Annotated in this window: 22 protein-coding genes and 1 tRNA gene; 18 read left to right on the top strand and 5 right to left on the bottom strand. The window is 59.4% G+C overall.

Annotation, left to right across the window (positions count from 1 at the left end; genetic code table 11):
• The first annotated feature begins 28 nt into the window (after window positions 1–28).
• Window positions 29–1,072, top strand: coding sequence for a LacI family DNA-binding transcriptional regulator (locus B3527_RS06700; protein WP_206992997.1), 1,044 nt, complete (start codon window positions 29–31; stop codon window positions 1,070–1,072).
• 52 nt (window positions 1,073–1,124) lie between these two features.
• Entirely contained in the window at window positions 1,125–2,216 is a 1,092-nt protein-coding gene (gene hisC, locus B3527_RS06695; protein WP_290479164.1) for a histidinol-phosphate transaminase, read from the top strand.
• On the opposite strand, the gene panC is transcribed toward hisC, so the two are convergent.
• Window positions 2,200–3,069, bottom strand: a complete 870-nt coding sequence (gene panC, locus B3527_RS06690) for a pantoate--beta-alanine ligase (protein ID WP_290479163.1) — start codon at window positions 3,067–3,069, stop codon at window positions 2,200–2,202. The two genes, hisC and panC, sit on opposite strands and share 17 nt — an antisense overlap.
• Window positions 3,070–3,170: 101 nt before the next feature.
• Here panC and B3527_RS06685 point away from each other — a divergent pair, with 101 nt between their 5' ends.
• From B3527_RS06685 to tgt, 4 genes are all read left to right on the top strand, one after another.
• Window positions 3,171–3,620, top strand: a complete 450-nt coding sequence (locus B3527_RS06685) for a hypothetical protein (RefSeq protein WP_290479162.1) — start codon at window positions 3,171–3,173, stop codon at window positions 3,618–3,620.
• A gap of 40 nt (window positions 3,621–3,660) precedes the next feature.
• Window positions 3,661–4,548 (top strand): division plane positioning ATPase MipZ, encoded by an 888-nt coding sequence (locus B3527_RS06680; protein WP_051607668.1) that lies wholly within the window; start codon window positions 3,661–3,663, stop codon window positions 4,546–4,548.
• Between the two features lie 97 nt (window positions 4,549–4,645).
• Window positions 4,646–5,638, top strand: a complete 993-nt coding sequence (locus B3527_RS06675; RefSeq protein ID WP_290479161.1) for an amidohydrolase family protein — start codon at window positions 4,646–4,648, stop codon at window positions 5,636–5,638.
• Between the two features lie 45 nt (window positions 5,639–5,683).
• Window positions 5,684–6,826, top strand: a complete 1,143-nt coding sequence (gene tgt / locus B3527_RS06670; RefSeq protein ID WP_290479160.1) for a tRNA guanosine(34) transglycosylase Tgt — start codon at window positions 5,684–5,686, stop codon at window positions 6,824–6,826.
• Here the strand turns inward: tgt and B3527_RS06665 are convergent.
• Window positions 6,732–7,505, bottom strand: coding sequence for a hypothetical protein (locus tag B3527_RS06665; protein ID WP_290479159.1), 774 nt, complete (start codon window positions 7,503–7,505; stop codon window positions 6,732–6,734). The genes tgt and B3527_RS06665 overlap by 95 nt on opposite strands.
• A 98-nt stretch (window positions 7,506–7,603) precedes the next feature.
• Between B3527_RS06665 and B3527_RS06660 the strand changes: the two genes are divergently transcribed.
• From B3527_RS06660 to folK, 5 genes are all read left to right on the top strand, one after another.
• Window positions 7,604–7,679, top strand: a tRNA-Lys gene (locus tag B3527_RS06660).
• Between the two features lie 184 nt (window positions 7,680–7,863).
• A complete protein-coding gene (locus B3527_RS06655; protein ID WP_290479158.1) occupies window positions 7,864–8,265 on the top strand; it encodes a hypothetical protein in 402 nt (133 codons plus the stop codon).
• Window positions 8,266–8,649: 384 nt separating this feature from the next.
• Window positions 8,650–9,486, top strand: coding sequence for a dihydropteroate synthase (gene folP, locus B3527_RS06650; protein WP_290479157.1), 837 nt, complete (start codon window positions 8,650–8,652; stop codon window positions 9,484–9,486).
• Window positions 9,483–9,848, top strand: a complete 366-nt coding sequence (gene folB, locus B3527_RS06645) for a dihydroneopterin aldolase (RefSeq protein WP_206993005.1) — start codon at window positions 9,483–9,485, stop codon at window positions 9,846–9,848. The genes folP and folB overlap by 4 nt, the downstream gene beginning before the upstream one ends.
• The gene (gene folK / locus B3527_RS06640; protein WP_206993006.1) at window positions 9,841–10,365 is read left to right on the top strand and encodes a 2-amino-4-hydroxy-6-hydroxymethyldihydropteridine diphosphokinase; all 525 of its coding nucleotides are present in this window, start codon (window positions 9,841–9,843) and stop codon (window positions 10,363–10,365) included. The genes folB and folK overlap by 8 nt, the downstream gene beginning before the upstream one ends.
• Here the strand turns inward: folK and B3527_RS06635 are convergent.
• Genes B3527_RS06635 through B3527_RS06625 form a run of 3 tightly spaced genes read right to left on the bottom strand, consistent with a single transcriptional unit; the run spans window position 10,362 to window position 13,267 of the window.
• Window positions 10,362–11,780 carry an NAD(P)(+) transhydrogenase (Re/Si-specific) subunit beta gene (locus B3527_RS06635; protein ID WP_290479156.1) on the bottom strand — a complete coding sequence of 473 codons (1,419 nt, stop codon included), beginning with the start codon at window positions 11,778–11,780 and terminating at the stop codon, window positions 10,362–10,364. The genes folK and B3527_RS06635 overlap by 4 nt on opposite strands.
• Before the next feature lie 3 nt (window positions 11,781–11,783).
• The gene (locus B3527_RS06630) at window positions 11,784–12,149 is read right to left on the bottom strand and encodes a proton-translocating transhydrogenase family protein (RefSeq protein WP_206993008.1); all 366 of its coding nucleotides are present in this window, start codon (window positions 12,147–12,149) and stop codon (window positions 11,784–11,786) included.
• Complete coding sequence (locus B3527_RS06625; RefSeq protein ID WP_290479155.1) at window positions 12,146–13,267, bottom strand: Re/Si-specific NAD(P)(+) transhydrogenase subunit alpha; 1,122 nt, start codon at window positions 13,265–13,267, stop codon at window positions 12,146–12,148. The genes B3527_RS06630 and B3527_RS06625 overlap by 4 nt, the downstream gene beginning before the upstream one ends.
• Window positions 13,268–13,326: 59 nt before the next feature.
• Between B3527_RS06625 and B3527_RS06620 the strand changes: the two genes are divergently transcribed.
• From B3527_RS06620 to B3527_RS06590, 7 genes are all read left to right on the top strand, one after another.
• Complete coding sequence (locus B3527_RS06620) at window positions 13,327–14,094, top strand: SDR family NAD(P)-dependent oxidoreductase (protein ID WP_206993010.1); 768 nt, start codon at window positions 13,327–13,329, stop codon at window positions 14,092–14,094.
• 88 nt (window positions 14,095–14,182) lie between these two features.
• Window positions 14,183–14,419 (top strand): hypothetical protein, encoded by a 237-nt coding sequence (locus B3527_RS06615; RefSeq protein WP_206993011.1) that lies wholly within the window; start codon window positions 14,183–14,185, stop codon window positions 14,417–14,419.
• Window positions 14,420–14,496: 77 nt separating this feature from the next.
• Window positions 14,497–14,778 (top strand): hypothetical protein, encoded by a 282-nt coding sequence (locus tag B3527_RS06610; RefSeq protein ID WP_206993012.1) that lies wholly within the window; start codon window positions 14,497–14,499, stop codon window positions 14,776–14,778.
• A 115-nt stretch (window positions 14,779–14,893) separates the two neighbouring features.
• Window positions 14,894–15,772 (top strand): UTP--glucose-1-phosphate uridylyltransferase GalU, encoded by an 879-nt coding sequence (gene galU, locus B3527_RS06605; protein ID WP_290479154.1) that lies wholly within the window; start codon window positions 14,894–14,896, stop codon window positions 15,770–15,772.
• A 49-nt stretch (window positions 15,773–15,821) separates the two neighbouring features.
• Window positions 15,822–16,811 (top strand): threonine ammonia-lyase, encoded by a 990-nt coding sequence (locus B3527_RS06600; protein WP_290479153.1) that lies wholly within the window; start codon window positions 15,822–15,824, stop codon window positions 16,809–16,811.
• 188 nt (window positions 16,812–16,999) lie between these two features.
• Window positions 17,000–17,884, top strand: a complete 885-nt coding sequence (cpaB, locus tag B3527_RS06595; RefSeq protein WP_290479152.1) for a Flp pilus assembly protein CpaB — start codon at window positions 17,000–17,002, stop codon at window positions 17,882–17,884.
• Window positions 17,884–19,182 carry a type II and III secretion system protein family protein gene (locus B3527_RS06590; RefSeq protein ID WP_290479151.1) on the top strand — a complete coding sequence of 433 codons (1,299 nt, stop codon included), beginning with the start codon at window positions 17,884–17,886 and terminating at the stop codon, window positions 19,180–19,182. The genes cpaB and B3527_RS06590 overlap by 1 nt, the downstream gene beginning before the upstream one ends.
• Window position 19,183: the final 1 nt, after the last annotated feature.

The following is a 19,183-nucleotide window of genomic DNA, read 5'->3' as shown; positions in this document are numbered from 1 at the left end:
TCACAAGGGTTCTAACCGAGGAGCCGCGATGACTGACGGGCTAAAAGCGCATAGGACTTCCGGACATGTCCGGCCTGCCACCATCATTGATGTTGCCCGCGAAGCAGGCGTGTCCTTCAAGACGGTCAGTCGCGTGCTGAATGGCGAGACCAATGTGCGCGAAGAGACCCGTTTGAAGGTGCTCGAAGCCGTCAAGACGCTGAACTATCGGACCAATCACAATGCGCGCAATCTGCGGGCTCGCCATAGTCACATCATTTGCCTTTTCTATGCGAACCCATCACGCAACTATATTGGTGAAGTGCAGTTGGGCGCCCTGCAACGCTGCCAAGCCTATGGTTACAGCCTTATCACCGAGGATTGCAGCGACAATCATACATCGCTGCTTGCGCTGAGGGCTGAAACCAAACTGGCCGGAGCGATCCTGACGCCGCCATTGTCGGACGATAAAAACCTTATCTCTGAACTCGAAAATCGCGGTATTCCATTCGTTCGAATTGCGCCCGCAGAAGACGTCGAACATGGTCAGGATGTCGCCATCGACGATGCTGCGGCTGCGCGAGAGATGACGGAGTATCTGATCGGACTAGGCCATCGGCGGATCGGCTTCATCAAGGGGGCCGATTCTCATGCGCAGGCTGTCCGGCGTTTTGCCGGTTACCGGCAGGCACTGGAAGAAGAGGGCATCTCCCTCGATCCTGATCTAATCGAGGATGGTGATTTCGCGTTTGACTCCGGTGTCTCATGCTCTGAGAAACTCTTGTCATTGCCTGACCGTCCGACCGCGATATTTGCGAGTAATGACGACATGGCTGCCGGTGTGCTCGCGACGGCGTATCGCCGCCAGGTAAATGTACCAGCCAACCTTTCCGTCGTGGGTTTCGACGATACGCCGCTGGCCACGACAATCAGTCCGTCCTTGACGACGATTTACCAGCCAAGTCGCGAACTTGCTGCAGAGGCCGTCAGCATGTTGCTGGAAGAGGCTGCCCCTACCGGCGATGCGCCCCGCCACAAGTTGCTCGAATACAAGTTGATGCTACGGGAATCCACTGCCGCGCCACGCGCATGACGCGCAAATCGCGAGTTTCCCAGTCAGCCGCTTTCGTGTAAGTCGCGCGGCGATGACCAAGATTACGCCTCTTCCGCATATCGCCCAGACCAAGCCCTATGTGCCCGGCGGCAAGCTCGCTGGCGCGAGTGGCTCCGTCATCATGCTGGCCTCCAACGAGAATCCGTTCGGCCCCAGCCCGAAAGCCATTGAGGCGATGAAGGCGGTGGCGGGCGATGTGCACGTCTACCCTGATCCGGAATATCGTGCCCTGCGGGAGACGATTGCCGAGGCGGTCGGCATTGCCGATTCAAGCCGTGTGATGGTTTCCGCGGGGTCTGACGAGATCATTCACTTGTTGACCCAGAGCTATGCCGGACCGGGCGACGAAATCCTGTTCACCGAGCACGCCTTTTCCATGTATCGCGTTTCGGCATTGTCGCACGGCGCAACGCCAGTGACTGTCCCGGAAACCGATCTGACCGCGGGCGTCAACGCCATCCTTGGCGCGGTCTCGGAGCGGACGAAAATCCTGTTCCTCGCGAATCCGAACAATCCGACTGGCACGATGCTGCCCGTCGAGGCGCTGGAACAGCTGCAGGACAGCCTGCCGCCGCATGTCTTGTTCGTCGTCGACGGTGCCTATGCCGAATATGTCGGCTCGGAATATGAAGCGCAAATTCGGGACCTCGTGGACCGGAAAGCCAATACGGTGATGATGCGGACCTTCTCCAAGATCCATGGGCTTGCGGCCTTGCGTCTTGGCTGGGGGTACATGCCTGCCGAGATCGCTGAGACCTATCAGCGTATTCGCGGCCCCTTCAACGTGAATGGTCTCGCTGTGGCAGCCGGCATGGCCAGCATTCAGGATACCGACTTCCTGACGAAAAGCCGGGACCATAATACCGACTGGCGCGCCCGCATGACCGCAGCCTTGAATGCGATGGGCCTTCCGACCCCGCACAGCGACGCGAACTTCGTGCTGCCGGAGTTCGGCTCCTCAGAGCGCGCTGCGGCGGCGAACGACTTCCTCAAGGCGCGCAACATCCTTGTCCGCGCTGTTGGGGGCTACGGCCTGCCGGAACGATTGCGGATTACAGTCGGCTCGACCGACGACAATCAGGCGGTCCTGGACGCGCTGAAAGAGTTCACCGCGTCACGCTGATATTGTCGATCAGGCGCGTCTTTCCGAGCCATGCCGCGCCGAGCAGCCGCGCAACCGTGCCAGATGACAGGGGCGCGTCGGGCAGGTCTTCCAGGGAGGCTGGGTCGACGAGGCTGACATAGTTCATCTCCGTGAATCCGGACGCCATGATCAGGCGCCGGGCTTCTTCCAGCACGTCTGACGGCGTCGCGCCCAGCGACAGGCGGACCGAGGCCCGGTGCAAAGCGGCCTGCATCGCCCCGGCTGCGCGGCGCTGTTCGGGCGAGAGGTAGAGATTGCGCGAAGATTGCGCGAGCCCATCACCATCCCGCGTGGTTTCGCCACCAAGAATTTCGATTGGAAAGCCGAGGTCTTCCACCATGCGCCGGATGATCTGGAGCTGCTGGTAATCCTTCTCCCCGAACACGGCGACATCCGGCTGGACGTGCAGGAAGAGGCGAGCCACCACGGTCGCGACGCCATAGAAGAAGTGCGGGCGGTAGATCCCGTCCAGCAGGTCTGACATCTGCTCGACGCGGACATTGGTGCGGGTGCCCTCCGGATACATTTCCTCGACCGTAGGCAGGTAGACGAGATCGCATCCCGCCGAATCGAGTTTGGCCCGATCGGCCGATTCGTCGCGCGGATATGTGTCGAAATCCTCGCCGGGTGCGAATTGTGTGGGGTTTACGAAGATGCTCGCGACCACTTTTGTCACTTTGGTGCGTGCCTTCTGCACAAGGGAAAGGTGCCCCCCGTGAAGGGCGCCCATTGTGGGAACAAATCCAATAGTTTCACCGGCTTGGCGCCATGCTCGAATCTGTTGTTGCAGCTCGGCCCGCGAGTGGACGGCCTCCGTTAACTTACCTGTCATGGAATTCACTATGAAAACTTCCCGTATGAGGATTGTTTAAAACGTCTCGCCAAAGGATTTCGTAAACGCGTTGTTAACCCATTCGGAGGAATTTCAAACTCATGACACATCGCATTCTCGCTCCGCTAAAAACCTTCGCGCTTTCTATCGGTCTCCGACTGGCAGCAGGCAAGTCCAGACTCGCTGAAACGGCTGTTCCAGAGCCGATCCGCGAATATCTGAACCCGAATGCGGTCGACGAATGGATGTTTGATCGCGACGGCAGCCCGGTAACCGAAGCGGCAACGCTTTATTCCCGCGACTTCGGACGTGTCTCAAATACGCTTTCCAGCCTTCGCGCATTGCTCACTGACATTGCGGCACATGCCCCCGTCAGCGCCGAGCTGCCCTTGCAGGCTGCCTTTGGTCCAATCATGTCGGACGATGTCCTGTTCGATGGGGAGCCGATGGCTGCGCATTATGGTGACGTACCGGCTGAAGACGCTGATCTCTTCATGGACGTGGTTTCCAGCAGCAAGTCTGCTGGCGCCGAGATGTCTCACGTCGCCTGATCCCTAACGAACTGAAATACCTCTGAAGGAGTCGCCCGTAATGCCCGCTGATGGATTCGCCCCGCTTGAAACGGTTAGCGGCCCGGACCTGTCAGCGCAGCAGCGCGAGGCCCGCGTCATTGTCGTGGGCAATGAAAAGGGTGGAGCGGGCAAGTCGACGGTCTCCATGCACTTGTCCGTCGCTCTGATGCGGATGGGCAAGAAGGTTGGGGTTATCGATCTTGATGTGCGCCAGCGCAGCCTCACCCGATATCTCGAAAATCGTCTCCGTTGGATGCAATCCACCGGTGCGAAACTTCCGATGCCGGAAATCGTGCGCGTGGATGCTTCGACAGAGCGCGATCTCGACAAGGCTGAATCCGAGGAGACCCAGCGTTTTCTCAGCAGCGTGGCGCGCCTCAAGAAAGCCTGCGATTTCATCATCATCGATGGTCCTGGCGGCGACACCTATCTCTCGCGTCTTGCGCATGTGAATGCAGACACGCTGATCACGCCGCTGAATGACAGTTTTGTCGATTTCGACCTGTTGGGTGATGTGAACCCGCAGACGCTCGAAGTATTGCGCCCGAGCTTCTACTCAGAAATGGTCTGGTCCTGTCGCAAGAAGAAGGCCCAGACGTCGCGCCGTCCGATTGACTGGATCGTGATGCGCAACCGCATGTCGCCCCTGGCGGCACGTAACAAGGAGCGCGTCGGCGAAGCGCTGACCAACCTGTCCAAGCGGATCGGTTTCCGCCTTGCGCCAGGCCTCTCTGAGCGCGTGATTTATCGCGAACTGTTCCCGGCCGGTCTGACCCTGCTGGATCTCACGGAGAAGGGCTCCAATATCTCCTTCACCATGAGCCATGTTGCCGCCCGTCAGGAGATGCGCGATTTGCTGATCATCATGCAGCTACCAGAGCTGGTCGGCGCCGAAATCGAATTCTGATCTGTTGGGAAATGGATTTTATGAAAGGCCAGCCTCGGGGGCTGGCTTTTCGCGTTTCAGGGGCTCACACTCCTCCTAAAAACAGGAGGAAGCGCAGATGGTGTTCAATAATAGCGACTGGCTGGCGCAGGTTAAGGAAGACATTGTCGATCCTGATCGCGAGATCATCGATCCGCACCACCATCTCTGGCCCCAGGCGGACATGTACTACAATGTGCCGGAATTCCTCGCTGACCTGACCAGCGGGCACAATGTTGTCCAGACTGTGTTCATGGAGTGCGGTGCGGCCTATCGCGAGGATGGACCGGATCATCTCAAACCCGTCGGCGAGACCGAGTTCGTGGCCGCCGCTGCAGCCGAAATGAAGGCGAAGGGCGGTCCCTATATCGCAGGGATCGTCGGGCATGCCGATCTTCGGGGGCCGCATCTGGAGGACGTGCTCGACGCTCACAGGGACGCTGCCAACGGCCTGTTCCGTGGCATCCGTCATGCGGGCTCACGTGATACGAGCGGCGCTACGTTGCGCATTCCAGGCCGGGCGCCTGAGCGTCTCTATGCGGATGAAGATTTTCGCCGGGGCGTGCAATTGCTGGGCGAGCACGACCTGTCCTATGACACATGGCACTATCACCACCAGAACCGGGACTATCTCGACCTGGTGAAGGCGGTGCCGAATACGACCATGGTGCTCGACCATTTCGGGACGCCCATCGGTATCGGCCCCTATGCCGACAAGCGCGAAGAGATATTCGAGCAGTGGCAGGACGACATGGCCGACCTGTCCCATTGCCCGAACGTGGTGGCCAAACTGGGTGGGCTTGCCATGCCAGACAATGGCTGGGGCTGGCATGAGCGCGAAACGCCGCCGACCTCGGACGAATTCGTGCTGGCCCAACAGCGCTATTACGATCACATGATCGACTGTTTCGGTGCAGCCCGCTGCATGTTCGAGAGCAACTTCCCGGTGGATCGCTGGTCCATCAGCTACCCGGTCCTGTGGAATGGTTTGAAGAAGATCGCCGCCAAATACTCCGAAGTGGAGCAACGCGCGCTGTTCACGGAAACCGCGCGGCGCATCTACCGGCTGTAGCCACGCCTAGGCAGAGGCCTGCATTGACTTTATAGGCCTCGGCCCATGACGATATTTCCATTCGAGATCAAGGCGACCGAGGGCAAGGCCCGTACGGGCACGCTCAAGACACCGCGCGGCGAAATCCGCACGCCCGCCTTCATGCCTGTGGGCACGGCCGGCACGGTCAAGGCGCTCTATATGGACCAGGTAAAGGAGGCCGGGGCGGATATCATCCTCGGCAACACCTATCATCTGATGCTGCGACCCGGCGCAGAGCGCGTGAAGCGTCTCGGCGGCCTGCATAGCTTTGCGCACTGGGACGGCCCGATGCTGACCGACAGTGGCGGCTTTCAGGTCTGGTCGCTCGCGCAATTGCGCAAGATGGATGCCGATGGTGTGACCTTCCAGAGCCACATTGATGGCTCCACGCATAGGCTGACGCCCGCGCGCAGCATCGAAATTCAGGCGGATCTGCTTGGCGCCGATATTTCCATGCAGCTCGACGAATGCACCGATTATCCCTGCACGCACGCGGAGGCCGAGCGGAGCCTCGACCTGTCGCTCGACTGGGGTCAGCGGAGCCTGGACGCCTTTGGCGACCGCGAGGGCCAGACCCTGTTCGGCATCGTGCAGGGATCAAACTTCGCAGACCTTCGCGAGAAGTCCGCCAAAGGCGTCGTCTCGCAAGGCTTTGGCGGCATCGCATTGGGCGGGCTCGCTGTGGGTGAGGGGCATGACCAGATGTGCGCCACCATCGACATGACGGTGCCGCACCTGCCGGGCCATTTGCCACGCTATGTGATGGGCGTCGGCAAGCCGATCGATCTGGTGGAAAGCGTCGCGCGTGGCATCGATATGTTCGACTGCGTCCTGCCCACGCGGTCCGGTCGCCACGGTCAGGCCTGGACCTGGGACGGGCCGGTGAACGTCAAGAATGCGCGGTTCGCAGAAGACACTTCACCGCTCGACGAGGCAGTAAACTGCAAGGCCAGTCAGGACTATTCACGCGCCTATTATCACCACCTTTTCAAGGCGGGTGAGTATCTCGGGCCCATGCTGCTCAGCTGGCACAATACGGCTTTCTTCCAGGCGCTCATGGCCGAGATACGACTCAGTATTGCGGAGGGACGGTTTGAAGCCCTGCGTCATCGACTTCAGACGGCGTGGGCGTCGACGAGGTCGGCTCCGAAGGACCAACAGGGGTAAGATTGTCGAGTTGCTTTTGTTGATAGGCGTCATACGCGCCTGAATTCGGCACAGTCGGCGCATCGCCCTTGAAAGTGACCGCCGTTGGGTCGCGCTCTGCGGCGAAATCCGGACGAGCGGGCAGGGGGCAATCCATGGCGAGGCCCATGCCTTTCAGATATGCCCGTCGTTGCGCACCGATCTTGTAGGCGAGATTATACTTCTTCTCGTGGCTTTCCGCGCCTGTAGCTTTGCGAACGATACCCCGGAACGGAATCAGGCCGCGGGCTTCGGAGGCGATTGCGCCAAGCGTCGCATCGGCGGCTGAATCCGCCAGTTTCTCGGTGCGAAGGCGTTCATCCGGAACCGGCGTATCCCAGTCAGGGCCAAGCACGGCATCAAGGTCAGCCAATCGCTGTTCGATTTCCTCGCAACTCATTTTCTCTGGAAGCTCGTAGGGGCTCTGTACCCCTTTGAGAATGGGAGGGATTTCTTCTCGGCGCAGGTTGAAGTCTTCCAATGGCGACAGAGCAGCATCCGACAGGCCCGAGCGGGTCTGCGTGTAGGCGCTGCCTGCCGCGTCGCTGACATTTTCGGTCAGGTTGCCGTTCGATGCGGTTTTTTGTGTTGTCGGGGCAGGTTGGCTGGCGCATGCGCCAACTGCTGCAAGTGTAAGGAAAAGGGGGAATATACGTCTCATGCGGCGAGGGTGATGCGAAAATTGTGGCGACTTCAAGCCATACAATGCAAGAGGCGGTTGACCGCTCGGTTCTGGTCGCCTAAATCGCGCGTTCCGGCGTGCCCTTAGCTCAGCTGGTAGAGCAACTGACTTTTAATCAGTAGGTCACAGGTTCGAACCCTGTAGGGCACACCATTCTTTTCCTTTTTTGACGAAGTCAAAAATTTTCGATCCTGTGAAGCGAAAATCGGAATAGAATGATTGAGGTGTAGCTGAGATATCTGCGCCTTTCCAGTTACCCCGATTTAACCCCGCCGGCCACTTCTCCTCGGAACATCTCGCGCTTGTCGCCCGTTGGTTTTTCGAAAGGAGACTCATCATGAACAAGCAAGAAACAGATATCGATACCCAGCGCCAGAACGACCTCAGCCAGCAGCGAGGTGATGGCGAGACCCCCGGCCGCGAGGATACGAATCAGGCTGGCTACCGCAGCACGGACGACCAGCCGCAGGACGGCGAGCACGGATTCTTGCGGGATGACGGTCAGAAGGACCGCCCAGACGCACCCGGTACCGCCGCAGAACGTGCCCAACGCCTAGATGAGGGCAAGAACCCGGTTCTGATGCCGCGTGATGGGCGTCATCCAAATGCACCCGAGACGCTTAATGCTGATACAGGGGCCGAAGACACAAAGGCGGGCGCGTTGAAACAGTCCCCGGACACGTACGAACTCGAAGACGCCTATTCCCAGAACGATCCGGGGGTGGAGACCAAACAGTAAAACAGCAAAAAGAGCCGGACTGGGGTAAAACCCGTCCGGTTTTTCTATCGGGTCCTGGCGGATGGAGCAAAGCTCCGGACGCTGGGGCCTTTTTAGTGAGTTGGATGGAATGAAATGACCCCGAGTGCACGCGAGGCTCCGTCCATCCGCCGGGAGTGCCAAGAAGAGACGACAATCCTCTTCGCGCTCCGGACCTTCGTCGGCACTTTCATCGCAGGATGCCGACAGGTGGAGTGTATACATCTGGCGACCCGGTCGGATTCAGGACTTTGGGGCCTTTGAAAAGCCTCAGTAAAATCTGGAAGCCGTGGGGGATAGTGGCAGCGAAACCGTTGTTCCTGCCCTGCTGAGGCGTTAACGCTGCCAAGCGGAAAGGATGCGTTTATGGACAGGCTCGCGCGGATAGCGGTTCGAGACCGGCTGCTGGAGCGGCTCGCGGCCCCGACGCCGCTGATCATGGGCATCTTGAATGTGACCCCTGACTCTTTTTCCGATGGGGGCGCGCATGACACCCTGTTCGCTGCGCAAGCGCATGCCCGGCAAATGGCCGAGGACGGCGCAGACATTCTCGACATTGGCGGTGAGTCGACACGGCCCGGAGGTGATCCGGTGAGCCTCGAAGACGAATGGGCCCGCGTGCGTGAGCCCATTACACGCCTTGCCGGGCCGGACGCCTTGCCGCTCTCCATCGACACCTATAAGGCCGAGATCGCCCGGCGCGCTGCCGAGGCGGGCGCGGTGCTTGTGAATGATGTCTGGGGCATGACCAAGGATGAGGGCATGGCCGACGCCGTGGCCGAGACTGAAAGCCTTGTCTGCATCACGTACAATCGCGGTAAAACGGATGGCGACATAGACCTCCGCGAGGACATGGCGGAGTTCTTCGGGCGCGCCTTCGACATGGCCGACCGCGCCGGCATTCCCCGCACGCACATCCTGCTTGATCCGGGTGTCGGCTTTTCCAAGACGTATGATCAGAATTTCGGTGTGCTCGCGCACCTGAATGTGCTCGTCGATACCCAATGTCCGGTCCTGGTCGGAGTCTCCCGGAAGTCCTTTATCGGACGCATGACGGGCAAGCCCGTGGAGGATCGTCTTGTCGGGACGCTTGCCGCCGGGCTCGACAGCGTCTACCGGGGCGCAACGATTCTTCGTGTCCATGATGTCGCCGCGCACCGCGAGGCGCTCGACATGTTTCAAGCCATTGGGAGCGCCAATTGACCGACCGCATCTTTGTTTCAAATCTTTGCCTTCATGGCTTCCATGGGGTCCACAAGGCGGAGAAATCCCTCGGACAGAAATTCTTCATCGACATCGACTGCCGCCTCGGCCAGCCCGCGACGTCAACCGACCAGATGGAAGAGACGGTCCATTATGGGGAGGTCTGTGACCTTGCCGAAGACCTGTCCGGGAAGACTGTGTTCAATCTGATCGAAACCTTCGCCGAACGTATCGCCGATGCGATCCTGGCCAAGTGGGTCATTGTCGAGGAAGTGACCGTTACTGTGCGCAAGCCGTCGGCGCCAATTCGACATCTGGTGGACCATGTCGGCGTGTCGATCACACGCAGCCGCAATGGCTGAGGCTGCGCTCGGCCTCGGCACCAATCTGGGCGACCGCGAGGCGGCGCTGGCGCAGGCGGTGGACTTGCTGGCCGCAATGCCGGGTATTGAGCTTGCTTCCGTCTCCAATCTCTACAGCAGCGCGCCTTGGGGTGTTACGGACCAGCCGGATTTCCTGAATCTTTGCGTGCTGATCGAGACAGGTCTTGGACCGCTGCAATTGCTGCATGCCTGCAAGGCCATGGAAGCCGAACTGGGGCGACAGGAACGTTTGCGCTGGGGTCCGCGTGAGATGGATGTGGACGTGTTGCTGATGCAGGGCGTGACGCTCGACACCGAGACGCTGGCCATCCCGCATCCACGCATGGCGGAGCGCCGGTTCGTGCTGGAGCCGCTGGCGGAGATTGCGCCGGACTGGGCTCTGGAAGATGGCACTGTGACAAGCAAATCGGCCGCCCTCAAGAAGAAGGCGGCCGATCAGATGTGTGTATTGGATGAGGCGGCAACGCGTCGGTTTGCGTCGCTGCGAAGCGCCTAGAGGTTCTTCACAATGTCCTCGACCATCTTCTTCGCGTCGGCGAGCAGCATCATCGTGTTGTCGCGGAAGAAGAGTTCGTTCTGAATGCCGGCATAGCCGGAGCCCATCGAGCGTTTGATGAACAGGACCGTTCCCGCATTCTCGACATCGAGAACGGGCATACCATAGATCGGGCTGGTCTTGTCGGTCTTCGCGGCCGGGTTGGTGACGTCGTTGGCACCGATCACGAAGGCAACTTCGGAATGGCGAAAATCCGAGTTGATATCTTCCAGTTCGAAGACTTCATCATACGGCACCTGCGCTTCGGCGAGCAGGACGTTCATGTGCCCCGGCATCCGGCCCGCGACGGGGTGGATGGCGTATTTCACTTCAACGCCTTCTTCCTTCAGCTTGTCGCACATCTCTTTGAGAGCGTGCTGGGCCTGGGCGACGGCCATGCCGTAACCGGGCACGATGATGACCTTGGAGGCGTTCTTCATGATGAAAGCCGCGTCTTCGGCCGAGCCGCGCTTGAACGGACGGTCTGCATCCGCGCCTGCGCCACCGGTGGCCGCATCGTCGCCGCCAAAGCCGCCGAGGATGACCGAGATAAAGCTCCGGTTCATGCCCGTACACATGATATAGGACAGGATCGCGCCCGACGAGCCGACGAGCGCGCCGGTGATGATCAGCGCGAAATTGCCCAGCGTGAAGCCGAGCGCCGCTGCAGCCCAGCCAGAATAGGAGTTCAGCATCGAGACGACGACCGGCATGTCCGCGCCGCCAATCGGGATGATCAGAGTAATGCCGAGGATCAGGGCAAGCACCGTGACGCCCCAGAAAGCCCATTGTGCCGAACCGTTTGACTGGATCAGGATGACCATCAGGACCACGATGCCGACAGCTAGGGCGATGTTCAGCAGGTGACGGGCGGGCAGCATGATCGGCGAGCCGGACATGTTGCCATTGAGCTTGGCGAACGCAATCAGCGAGCCGGTAAAGGTCAGCGCACCGATGGCGGAGCCGAGGCCGAGTTCGATCAGGGACGCTGCCTTGATGCCAGCGATGCCGGAAATGCCGAAACTGACCGGAGAGTAGAGCGCGGCAGCCGCCACGAGCACGGCGGCGAGGCCGACGAGGCTGTGGAAGGCGGCGACGAGCTGCGGCATGTCTGTCATCGGGATCTTGCGGGCGATGATCGCGCCAATCGTGCCGCCGATGGCGACGCCGCCGAGGATCAGGCCCCAGGTCTGCAGGTCAAGCTGTGACCAGACCAGCGCCAGCGTGGTGCCGACGGCGATGGCCATGCCGATCATGCCATTGCGGTTGCCAGCGCGGCTGGTCGCCGGGCTGGAGAGACCGCGCAGGGCCAGAATGAAGAGAATGCCAGCGACGAGATACAGCAGCGGCGCCCAAGTGGTTTGGAAGGAGTCCATGTCTTAGTCTCCCTTCTTCTTGTACATGGCGAGCATACGCTGGGTGACGAGGAAGCCGCCGAAGATGTTTACGCTGGCAAGGATCACGGCGACCGTGCCGAGAATCTTGGAGACCCAATTGTCGGAGGTGAGCCCCATCGTGGCGGCTGCGACGAGCGCACCAACGATGATCACGGACGAAATGGCATTCGTCACAGCCATCAATGGCGTGTGCAGGGCCGGGGTGACCGACCAGACGACATAGTAGCCAACGAAGCAGGCCAGTGCGAAGATGGCAGCCAGGAAGACGGTTGAGTCGATGCCACCGGCATCTGCGAAGGCGGGCAGCGCAAAGCTGGCCGCAGAAAGCGTCAGGAGTGCGCGCTTCATGATTGGATCCTTTCGTTCACCGTCTCGCCATTGCGCGTGAGCAGCATGGCGGTGACGATTTCGTCATCGGTGTCGAGATTGAGGCTGCCATCCTCGGCTGTGACCAGCGGCAGGAAGGCGAGGAGGTTCTTGGCAAACAGGGACGAGGCGTCTGCGGGCAGGCGCGCGGGCAGGTTCGAAAACCCGGCCACTTTCACGCCGTTCACGTCCACGATCTCATCAGGTTTGGAGAGCGGGCAGTTGCCGCCCTGGCTAACCGCCATGTCGACAATGACCGAGCCCGGCTTCATCGTTTTCACCATCTCCTCGGTGACGAGGACCGGCGCGGCGCGGCCGGGAATCAGGGCGGTCGTGATCACAATGTCCTGCTTGGTGATGTGGCTGGCCGTCAGTTCGGCCTGCTTGGCCTGGTATTCCGGCGACATCTGCTTGGCATAACCGCCAGCGGTCTCAGCCGCCTTGAACTCTTCATCCTCGACCGCGATGAATTTCGCGCCGAGCGAGGCGACCTGTTCCTTGGCAGCGGGACGCACATCGGTTGCGGTGACGACCGCGCCGAGGCGGCGCGCCGTGGCAATGGCCTGAAGGCCAGCGACGCCTACTCCCATGATAAAGACCTTGGCCGGGGCGATCGTGCCGGCAGCGGTCATCATCATCGGCATGGCGCGGCCGTAGATCTGCGCACCTTCAATGACTGAGCGATAGCCGGAAAGGTTTGATTGGGACGACAGGGCGTCCATGCTTTGTGCGCGCGTGATGCGGGGGGTGAATTCCATGGAAAGAGCCGCGATCTTTTTCCCATTGAGCGGCGTCGCATCCAGGTTGCTGGGGTCCATCAAGGCGATGAGCGCGACGCCGTCGGGCAGGGCGCTAAATTCGCCGTCTTCCGGTGCGCGCACCTTGAAGACAATGTCGGCCCCCTTGGTTGCCGCGGCCGCGTCTGGTGCAAGGGTGGCCCCCGCCTCAGAAAAGCTGTCGTCAGGAAAGCCTGCGACAGTGCCCGCTCCGGACTCAATTGTTACCGAGTGGCCGGAGGCCACCAACTTCTTGACGGTTTCTGGTGTAGCCGCCACACGGGTCTCACCAGCTCGTCGCTCCCTCAGAACAGATATTTTCATATCGCTGGGATAGAGGAAAAATATTGCGGCGCGCAACACGAATTTTCTAATTGGAGGGCATGAGATTGTTCAGTTTAACTAATAAGACGGCATTGGTCACGGGAGCATCAAGCGGTTTGGGCCAGCATTTCGCCCATGTTCTGGCCGATGCCGGGGCCTATGTCGTGCTCGCGGCGCGCCGCCTGGACCGATTGGAAGAAGTTGCAGAAAGCATTGAGAAGCGCGGTGGAAAGGCGCTGCCTGTACAGATGGACGTCACTTCCGACGACAGCGTGACGGGAGCGTTTGCAGAGATTCGCGAAGCGCTTGGTCGTCCGTGCGATGTTCTCGTCAACAATTCCGGTATGTCGCGTGAGGGGTGGTTCTGGGACATGCCCGAAAAGGATTGGGACACTGTCATCGAGACCAATCTCACCGGTGTCTGGCGAGTTGCCAAATACGCTACCAAGGCCATGATCGATGCGGGCTGTGGCGGCGCGATCATAAATATTGCGTCAATTACGGCGCTCAGGCCGTCAAACATGATCTCTGCCTATTCAGCGTCGAAAGCTGCGGTGGATCATCTGACTCGCACGATGGCACTTGAGGCATCTCGGCATGGGATCCGCGTTAACGCGATTGCGCCTGGATACTTCAAGACAGCAATAAATGATGAGTTCCTCGAATCGGAAGCGGGTCAGAGAATGGCAAAGCGCGTCCCGATGCGTCGGTTCGGAAACTATGACGAATTGTCTGGTCCGCTTCTGCTGTTGGCGTCGGAGCAGGGCGGCTACATGACGGGCGCCACACTGGTTGTGGATGGCGGTCATACGTTGACCCCGCTTTAACTCTTGAAGTTTTCCGGTCAGACGAATATAGGCGGCGCTCCCTCCCTTATCGTTGGTAAATTTCGGGTAACCCCCAAAAGGCCGAAACATGCTCAAAGAAATTTTGTCCACCGGTGTCGCCGTGATGATTTCGGGAAGCCTCGCACCGGCGACGACAGTGCGCAGCGATGGCGGCGAGTCGATATCGCAAGCGCGCGAATTCGGAGAATCCCGTCTAAAGACTTTCGTCGTTCTGGACGACCGCGGTTCTGATGGCACGTTGCGCTGCTCAAATGGCTATGAAGCGCCAGACGGTGGCGTTTTCTTCGGACCGGTTCCGGACTGACTTCAGTACATCCGATTTTGTTAGCTATCGGTTAGCTCTCATCTGGCACACTCTCTGGAAGATACCGGAGAATTCAGATGGCCCTTCCGAAAAGCAAGCCAGCGATTCAAGACGAATCTACCGCCCAGGAAGCCGCGAAATCCACAGACCTGGCGGCAGCGAATATGCAGGACGCCAGCCTATCTGAGCCGCGTTATCCGCCCACGCTATCTCCTGCGCGTCGTTTGCAGAGCCTGCTCGAAGCCGAAATGCGTGGGACACGTGCACCCTCCGTCAAACGGTCCATGGCCACAGTGCTCGTTTTGTCACTCGCGTGCAGCGTTGGTGCGTTAAGCTTGTACAGCCTTGGCTGGATTTAGACTTACGGCCATTTTATTGCTCTGAGTTAACGCGATTTAAGTCCAAGTCTGCTTAGAAACCCGCATAGGTGGCCTTTCGCGGTCCCGATGTTGAATTCCAAGGAGCTTCCTGTTCATGCGCGTTAGAAAAGCTGTTCTTCCTGTGGCCGGATTTGGCACGCGAGTCCTGCCCGCGACGAAGGCTATCCCGAAAGAAATGCTGCCCGTCGTCGACCGGCCGGCCATTCAATATGTCGTTGATGAAGCGCTGGAAGCCGGGATTGAGCACATCGTTTTCGTGACCGGGCGCAACAAGGGTTCGATCGAAGACTATTTTGACATCCCTTACGAGCTTGAAGTCGCGCTCGAAGCCAAGGGCAAGAAGGCCATTCTGGAACAGGTCAAGCAGACCACTTTGCCAGCGGGCTCCGCCAGCTTTGTGCGCCAGCAATCGCCTCTGGGACTTGGCCATGCCGTCTGGTGTGCGCGAGATATCGTCGGCAACGAGCCGTTCGCCGTGTTGCTGCCGGATGTTCTGGTCAAGGGCAGCCCCTCCTGTCTCGCGCAGATGGTGGAAGCCTATGACAAGGTCGGTGGGAATATCGTGGCCGTAGACCAGGTGCCGATGGATCGCGTGTCATCTTATGGCGTCATTGCTCCGAAAGGGAATGATCGCGACGGACGCCTGATCGAGATGACGGGCATGGTGGAGAAACCCCCCGTCGCCGACGCGCCATCGAACCTCAAGATCACGGGTCGTTATATTCTCCAGCCCGAAGTGTTTGGCCTGCTCGAAAGCCAGGGCAAGGGCGCCGGCGGCGAGATCCAGCTGACGGACGCCATGGCGCGCCTGATGGAAGTCCAGTCCTTCTATGCCTACGAGTATGAAGGGCAGGATTATGATTGTGGCTCGAAGCTTGGCTATTTCGAAGCTGTTCTGGGTTATGCGCTTGCCAATGAAGAGATAGGCGAAGACGCCAAGGCACTTGCCAAGGCAATGCTCGACAAACTCTAGTCGATCCTATTGCATTGCAGGGCATGCCGGTTCGGTTTAGGCCACCGGCATGACTGCTGCTGACGCGCTACCGGATTTCGAAGATGTGCTTGCCGCCGCTGAACGTGTGCGCGGTGTTGCGCGTGAGACGCCGATTCTGACACATGAAGCGCTGGACGCCCTGGCTGGCGGATCACTGTTCATCAAGGCTGAATGCCTACAGGTGACCGGCAGCTTCAAGATACGCGGCGCGATGAATCGCCTGTCACAAATCCCGGCGGCGCAACGCGCAGCGGGTGTGGTGGCTTTTTCCTCTGGCAATCATGCGCAGGGCGTTGCGCGGGCCGCGCGTTTGCTGGGTATGCCCGCGGTAATTGTCATGCCATCTGATGCGCCCCGGATAAAGGTGGCAGGCGTCGAGGCAGATGGCGGCGTGGTTCACTTCTATGACCGGGAGACCGAAAGTCGTGAGGAGATCGCGACCCGGATCGCCGAAGACCGCGGCGCGGTCGTCGTGCCGAGTTTTGACGACAAAGACATCGTGGCCGGGCAAGGCACCGCGGGGCTCGAATTTGCGCACCAGATGGAAGCATTCGGTGAGCCATTGGACCATCTGATCTGTTGTGCTGGCGGCGGCGGGCTGATCACGGGCGTGGCGATCGCGATGGCCGAACTGTCGCCGCAAACAAGTATTTGGACGGCCGAGCCAGAAGCACATGATGATTGGGCGCAGTCGCTAGCAGCGGGCGAACTGCGCAGCAATCTGCCCGGAACGCGGTCGATCTGCGATGCCATTCTGACGCCCATGCCCGGCCAGATCACCTTTGCCCTCGGCAAGCGCTTGTTGAGTGGTGGGCTGGTCGTGTCGGATGACGAGGTGCGTGAGGCGATGCGCTTGGCCTTCCGATACTTGAAGGTCGTTGCCGAACCGGGCGGGGCAGCCGCGCTGGCGGCCGCAGTGCAGGGCTTGCCATCCGAGATGCACGGACAGCGGGTCGGCGTGCTTATCACGGGCGGGAACGTCGACGCAGACATGTTCTCCACTGTCTTGAGAGGCTAAATCGGCCTAGCAGATTAACATGCGTGTGCTGAATTTTAAGAACTGGCCGCGAAACAGTTGCGGCATGGTTAATGCGCGGTTCTGTTCGTGATTTAGATTTCCCTACAAGTCTTCAAGAGACCTTATCGCCTGAAGATTAATCATGAATGCTGATGATTGCGTATTTTGCGCGGGAGAGGGCATTCAGAATGAAACTCGCACCCCTGATCAGTCTTGGTCTTTCTGCGGTACTGGGAATCGCAGCTGTGTTTCTTGGCCGCTATTACATGACGTCAAATTCCAATGACGCGACAGCCCAGATTGCCGCACCTGCGGTCCAGATGTCGTCTGTTCTCGTTGCATCTGCGGCGATCGAAGCAGGTGAGGAGGTCTCGGCCAGCAATGTGAAAGCCATTAAATGGCCAAGTGACTCTGTTCCTGAGGGTGTTCTGGCCTCGACGGAGGAACTGTCGGAAATCCTCTATGCACGTGGCCCGATCCTGCCTGGCGAACCAATCATGCTGGAAAAGCTCGACGCGGCCGGAAACCTGCTTACCCTGGCATCTGCAATCGAGCCCGGCATGCGTGCCGTGGCCATCACGGTACGGAGTGATACCGGAGTTGCTGGATTCGTCCTGCCCGGTGACCGGGTCGACGTGAACGAGTTCATCCAGCGCGAACCTGGCCAGTCTGCAAACTCGTTTGGCAGCGATGCCGTACGGGTCACATCAGACCTGATAGCGCGGCCTGTGCTCAAGCGAGTGAAAGTGCTGGCGGTCGATCAGACATTTGAATCGAATCTTGAGGGCGCACGTCCCTCCAGCACGGTAACGCTGGAAGTGACGCCAGAAGGTGCACTCCGCTTGGGTGCGGTCAGCATGCAAGGCGCGCTGGGACTGGCATTGATCGGACGCGAAGAAGACGCTGATGTCATCACGCTGGTAAAGGCGGAGCCTAAAAAGGTCCCTATTGTTCGTCGTGCTGCGCCCAAGCGCGCAACGACTGCGACCGTGCGCATCATAAATGGGGATCGTGAAACAAGTGTGACCGCGCCTGTCGCGCAGCCGAAGCCGCTGACCGAGGAGGCGAACTGATGCCTAAACTGACTTATATCCTGCTTTTCCTGGTTGTTGGCATCGTCGCAATTGCGCCGGCGCATGCCTGGACCGAGCGCACGACCGGCCCTGATGCCAAGGTGCTCATGCTTGAAAAGGGACGCTCGACCGTCATCGAGTCCGATCAGGGATTTTCGACGCTCGTCGTCGCCGACCCTGATATCGCCGAAGCGATGGCAACCTCCAACCGGTCCTTCTTCCTGCGTGGCAAAGTGCCCGGCTCAACCACCGTGCTCATTTACAATGCAGAGGGCGAGATCTCTGAACTGATTGATGTCGAAGTTGAGCTGAGCCTTGATGAACTGCGCGCCGATTTGGGGAATCTGCTGCCAGGCGAACGTATTGAAGTATACCCCGTGCATGATGGCGTGTTCCTGGATGGCAAGCTGACCACGGCTGCAGCTGCGGAGATGGCGGTGCAAGTGGCCGAGCGCTATGTTCCGGGTGGTGTGGCCAATGGATTGTCTGTTGGCCAGAGTCAGCAAGTCCTGCTGGAGGTGCGTTTTCTCGAAGCCAGCCGTAGTGCGGTGAAGGAAATCGGATTTGGAAACTCCATGGATGGGCGCGACGCGGTTGCGTTCACGGAGCCATCGACCGTGTCCGGACTGGCCGCCAAGACGGTTGCCCTGTTCACCAATGTCGGTGGAGAGAATATTGATGTCGAACTGCGCGCCCTTGAAGAGAAGGGAATCGTGCGTACGCTGGCTGAGCCCAATCTGGTGGCCCTGTCAGGCGACACGGCGAGCTTCCTGGCCGGGGGCGAGTTCCCCATTCCGGTCTCGAGCGAGAATGGCCAAGTATCGGTCGAGTTCAAGAAGTTTGGGGTGAGCCTCGATTTCACTCCGACCGTTTTGGGTGGTGGGCTTGTGAACTTGCGGGTGCGTCCGGAAGTGTCCCAGCTTGACCGGAACAATGGTATCCGAGCGCAGGACATCGAGATTCCCGGTATTTCCGTCCGTCGCGCCGATACAACGGTAGAGCTACATGACGGACAGGCCTTTGCCATCGCGGGCCTGTTGCAGAATGATTATTCCAATGATGTTCGGCAGACACCGTGGCTTGGAAATGTGCCGGTATTGGGCGCCTTGTTCTCTTCTAAACGCTACCAGCGTCAGGAAAGCGAATTGGTGATCATCATCATTCCGCGTCTGGTTCAACCTACTCCACACCCTTCCATGCTTCGGACTCCGCTCGACGCATTTGCTGAACCGACGGAAGAAGAACTCTTCCTCATGAACCAAACCACTCATGCGCCGCTGGTCGGCGAAGGAGACTGAA

This window comes from Hyphomonas sp. UBA4505, from assembly GCF_002388685.1.
In the GTDB taxonomy this organism is placed as follows: domain Bacteria; phylum Pseudomonadota; class Alphaproteobacteria; order Caulobacterales; family Hyphomonadaceae; genus Hyphomonas.
This window is presented reverse-complemented; position numbering and strand designations above follow the sequence as displayed.

Coding starts and splice junctions, on each gene's coding strand:
- B3527_RS06700 (WP_206992997.1), top strand. CDS start 29: ATGACTGACGGGCTAAAAGCGCATAGGACTTCCGGACATGTCCGGCCT.
- hisC (WP_290479164.1), top strand. CDS start 1,125: ATGACCAAGATTACGCCTCTTCCGCATATCGCCCAGACCAAGCCCTAT.
- panC (WP_290479163.1), bottom strand. CDS start 3,069: ATGACAGGTAAGTTAACGGAGGCCGTCCACTCGCGGGCCGAGCTGCAA.
- B3527_RS06685 (WP_290479162.1), top strand. CDS start 3,171: ATGACACATCGCATTCTCGCTCCGCTAAAAACCTTCGCGCTTTCTATC.
- B3527_RS06680 (WP_051607668.1), top strand. CDS start 3,661: ATGCCCGCTGATGGATTCGCCCCGCTTGAAACGGTTAGCGGCCCGGAC.
- B3527_RS06675 (WP_290479161.1), top strand. CDS start 4,646: ATGGTGTTCAATAATAGCGACTGGCTGGCGCAGGTTAAGGAAGACATT.
- tgt (WP_290479160.1), top strand. CDS start 5,684: ATGACGATATTTCCATTCGAGATCAAGGCGACCGAGGGCAAGGCCCGT.
- B3527_RS06665 (WP_290479159.1), bottom strand. CDS start 7,505: ATGAGACGTATATTCCCCCTTTTCCTTACACTTGCAGCAGTTGGCGCA.
- B3527_RS06655 (WP_290479158.1), top strand. CDS start 7,864: ATGAACAAGCAAGAAACAGATATCGATACCCAGCGCCAGAACGACCTC.
- folP (WP_290479157.1), top strand. CDS start 8,650: ATGGACAGGCTCGCGCGGATAGCGGTTCGAGACCGGCTGCTGGAGCGG.
- folK (WP_206993006.1), top strand. CDS start 9,841: ATGGCTGAGGCTGCGCTCGGCCTCGGCACCAATCTGGGCGACCGCGAG.
- B3527_RS06635 (WP_290479156.1), bottom strand. CDS start 11,780: ATGGACTCCTTCCAAACCACTTGGGCGCCGCTGCTGTATCTCGTCGCT.
- B3527_RS06630 (WP_206993008.1), bottom strand. CDS start 12,149: ATGAAGCGCGCACTCCTGACGCTTTCTGCGGCCAGCTTTGCGCTGCCC.
- B3527_RS06625 (WP_290479155.1), bottom strand. CDS start 13,267: ATGAAAATATCTGTTCTGAGGGAGCGACGAGCTGGTGAGACCCGTGTG.
- B3527_RS06620 (WP_206993010.1), top strand. CDS start 13,327: ATGAGATTGTTCAGTTTAACTAATAAGACGGCATTGGTCACGGGAGCA.
- B3527_RS06615 (WP_206993011.1), top strand. CDS start 14,183: ATGCTCAAAGAAATTTTGTCCACCGGTGTCGCCGTGATGATTTCGGGA.
- B3527_RS06610 (WP_206993012.1), top strand. CDS start 14,497: ATGGCCCTTCCGAAAAGCAAGCCAGCGATTCAAGACGAATCTACCGCC.
- galU (WP_290479154.1), top strand. CDS start 14,894: ATGCGCGTTAGAAAAGCTGTTCTTCCTGTGGCCGGATTTGGCACGCGA.
- B3527_RS06600 (WP_290479153.1), top strand. CDS start 15,822: ATGACTGCTGCTGACGCGCTACCGGATTTCGAAGATGTGCTTGCCGCC.
- cpaB (WP_290479152.1), top strand. CDS start 17,000: ATGAAACTCGCACCCCTGATCAGTCTTGGTCTTTCTGCGGTACTGGGA.
- B3527_RS06590 (WP_290479151.1), top strand. CDS start 17,884: ATGCCTAAACTGACTTATATCCTGCTTTTCCTGGTTGTTGGCATCGTC.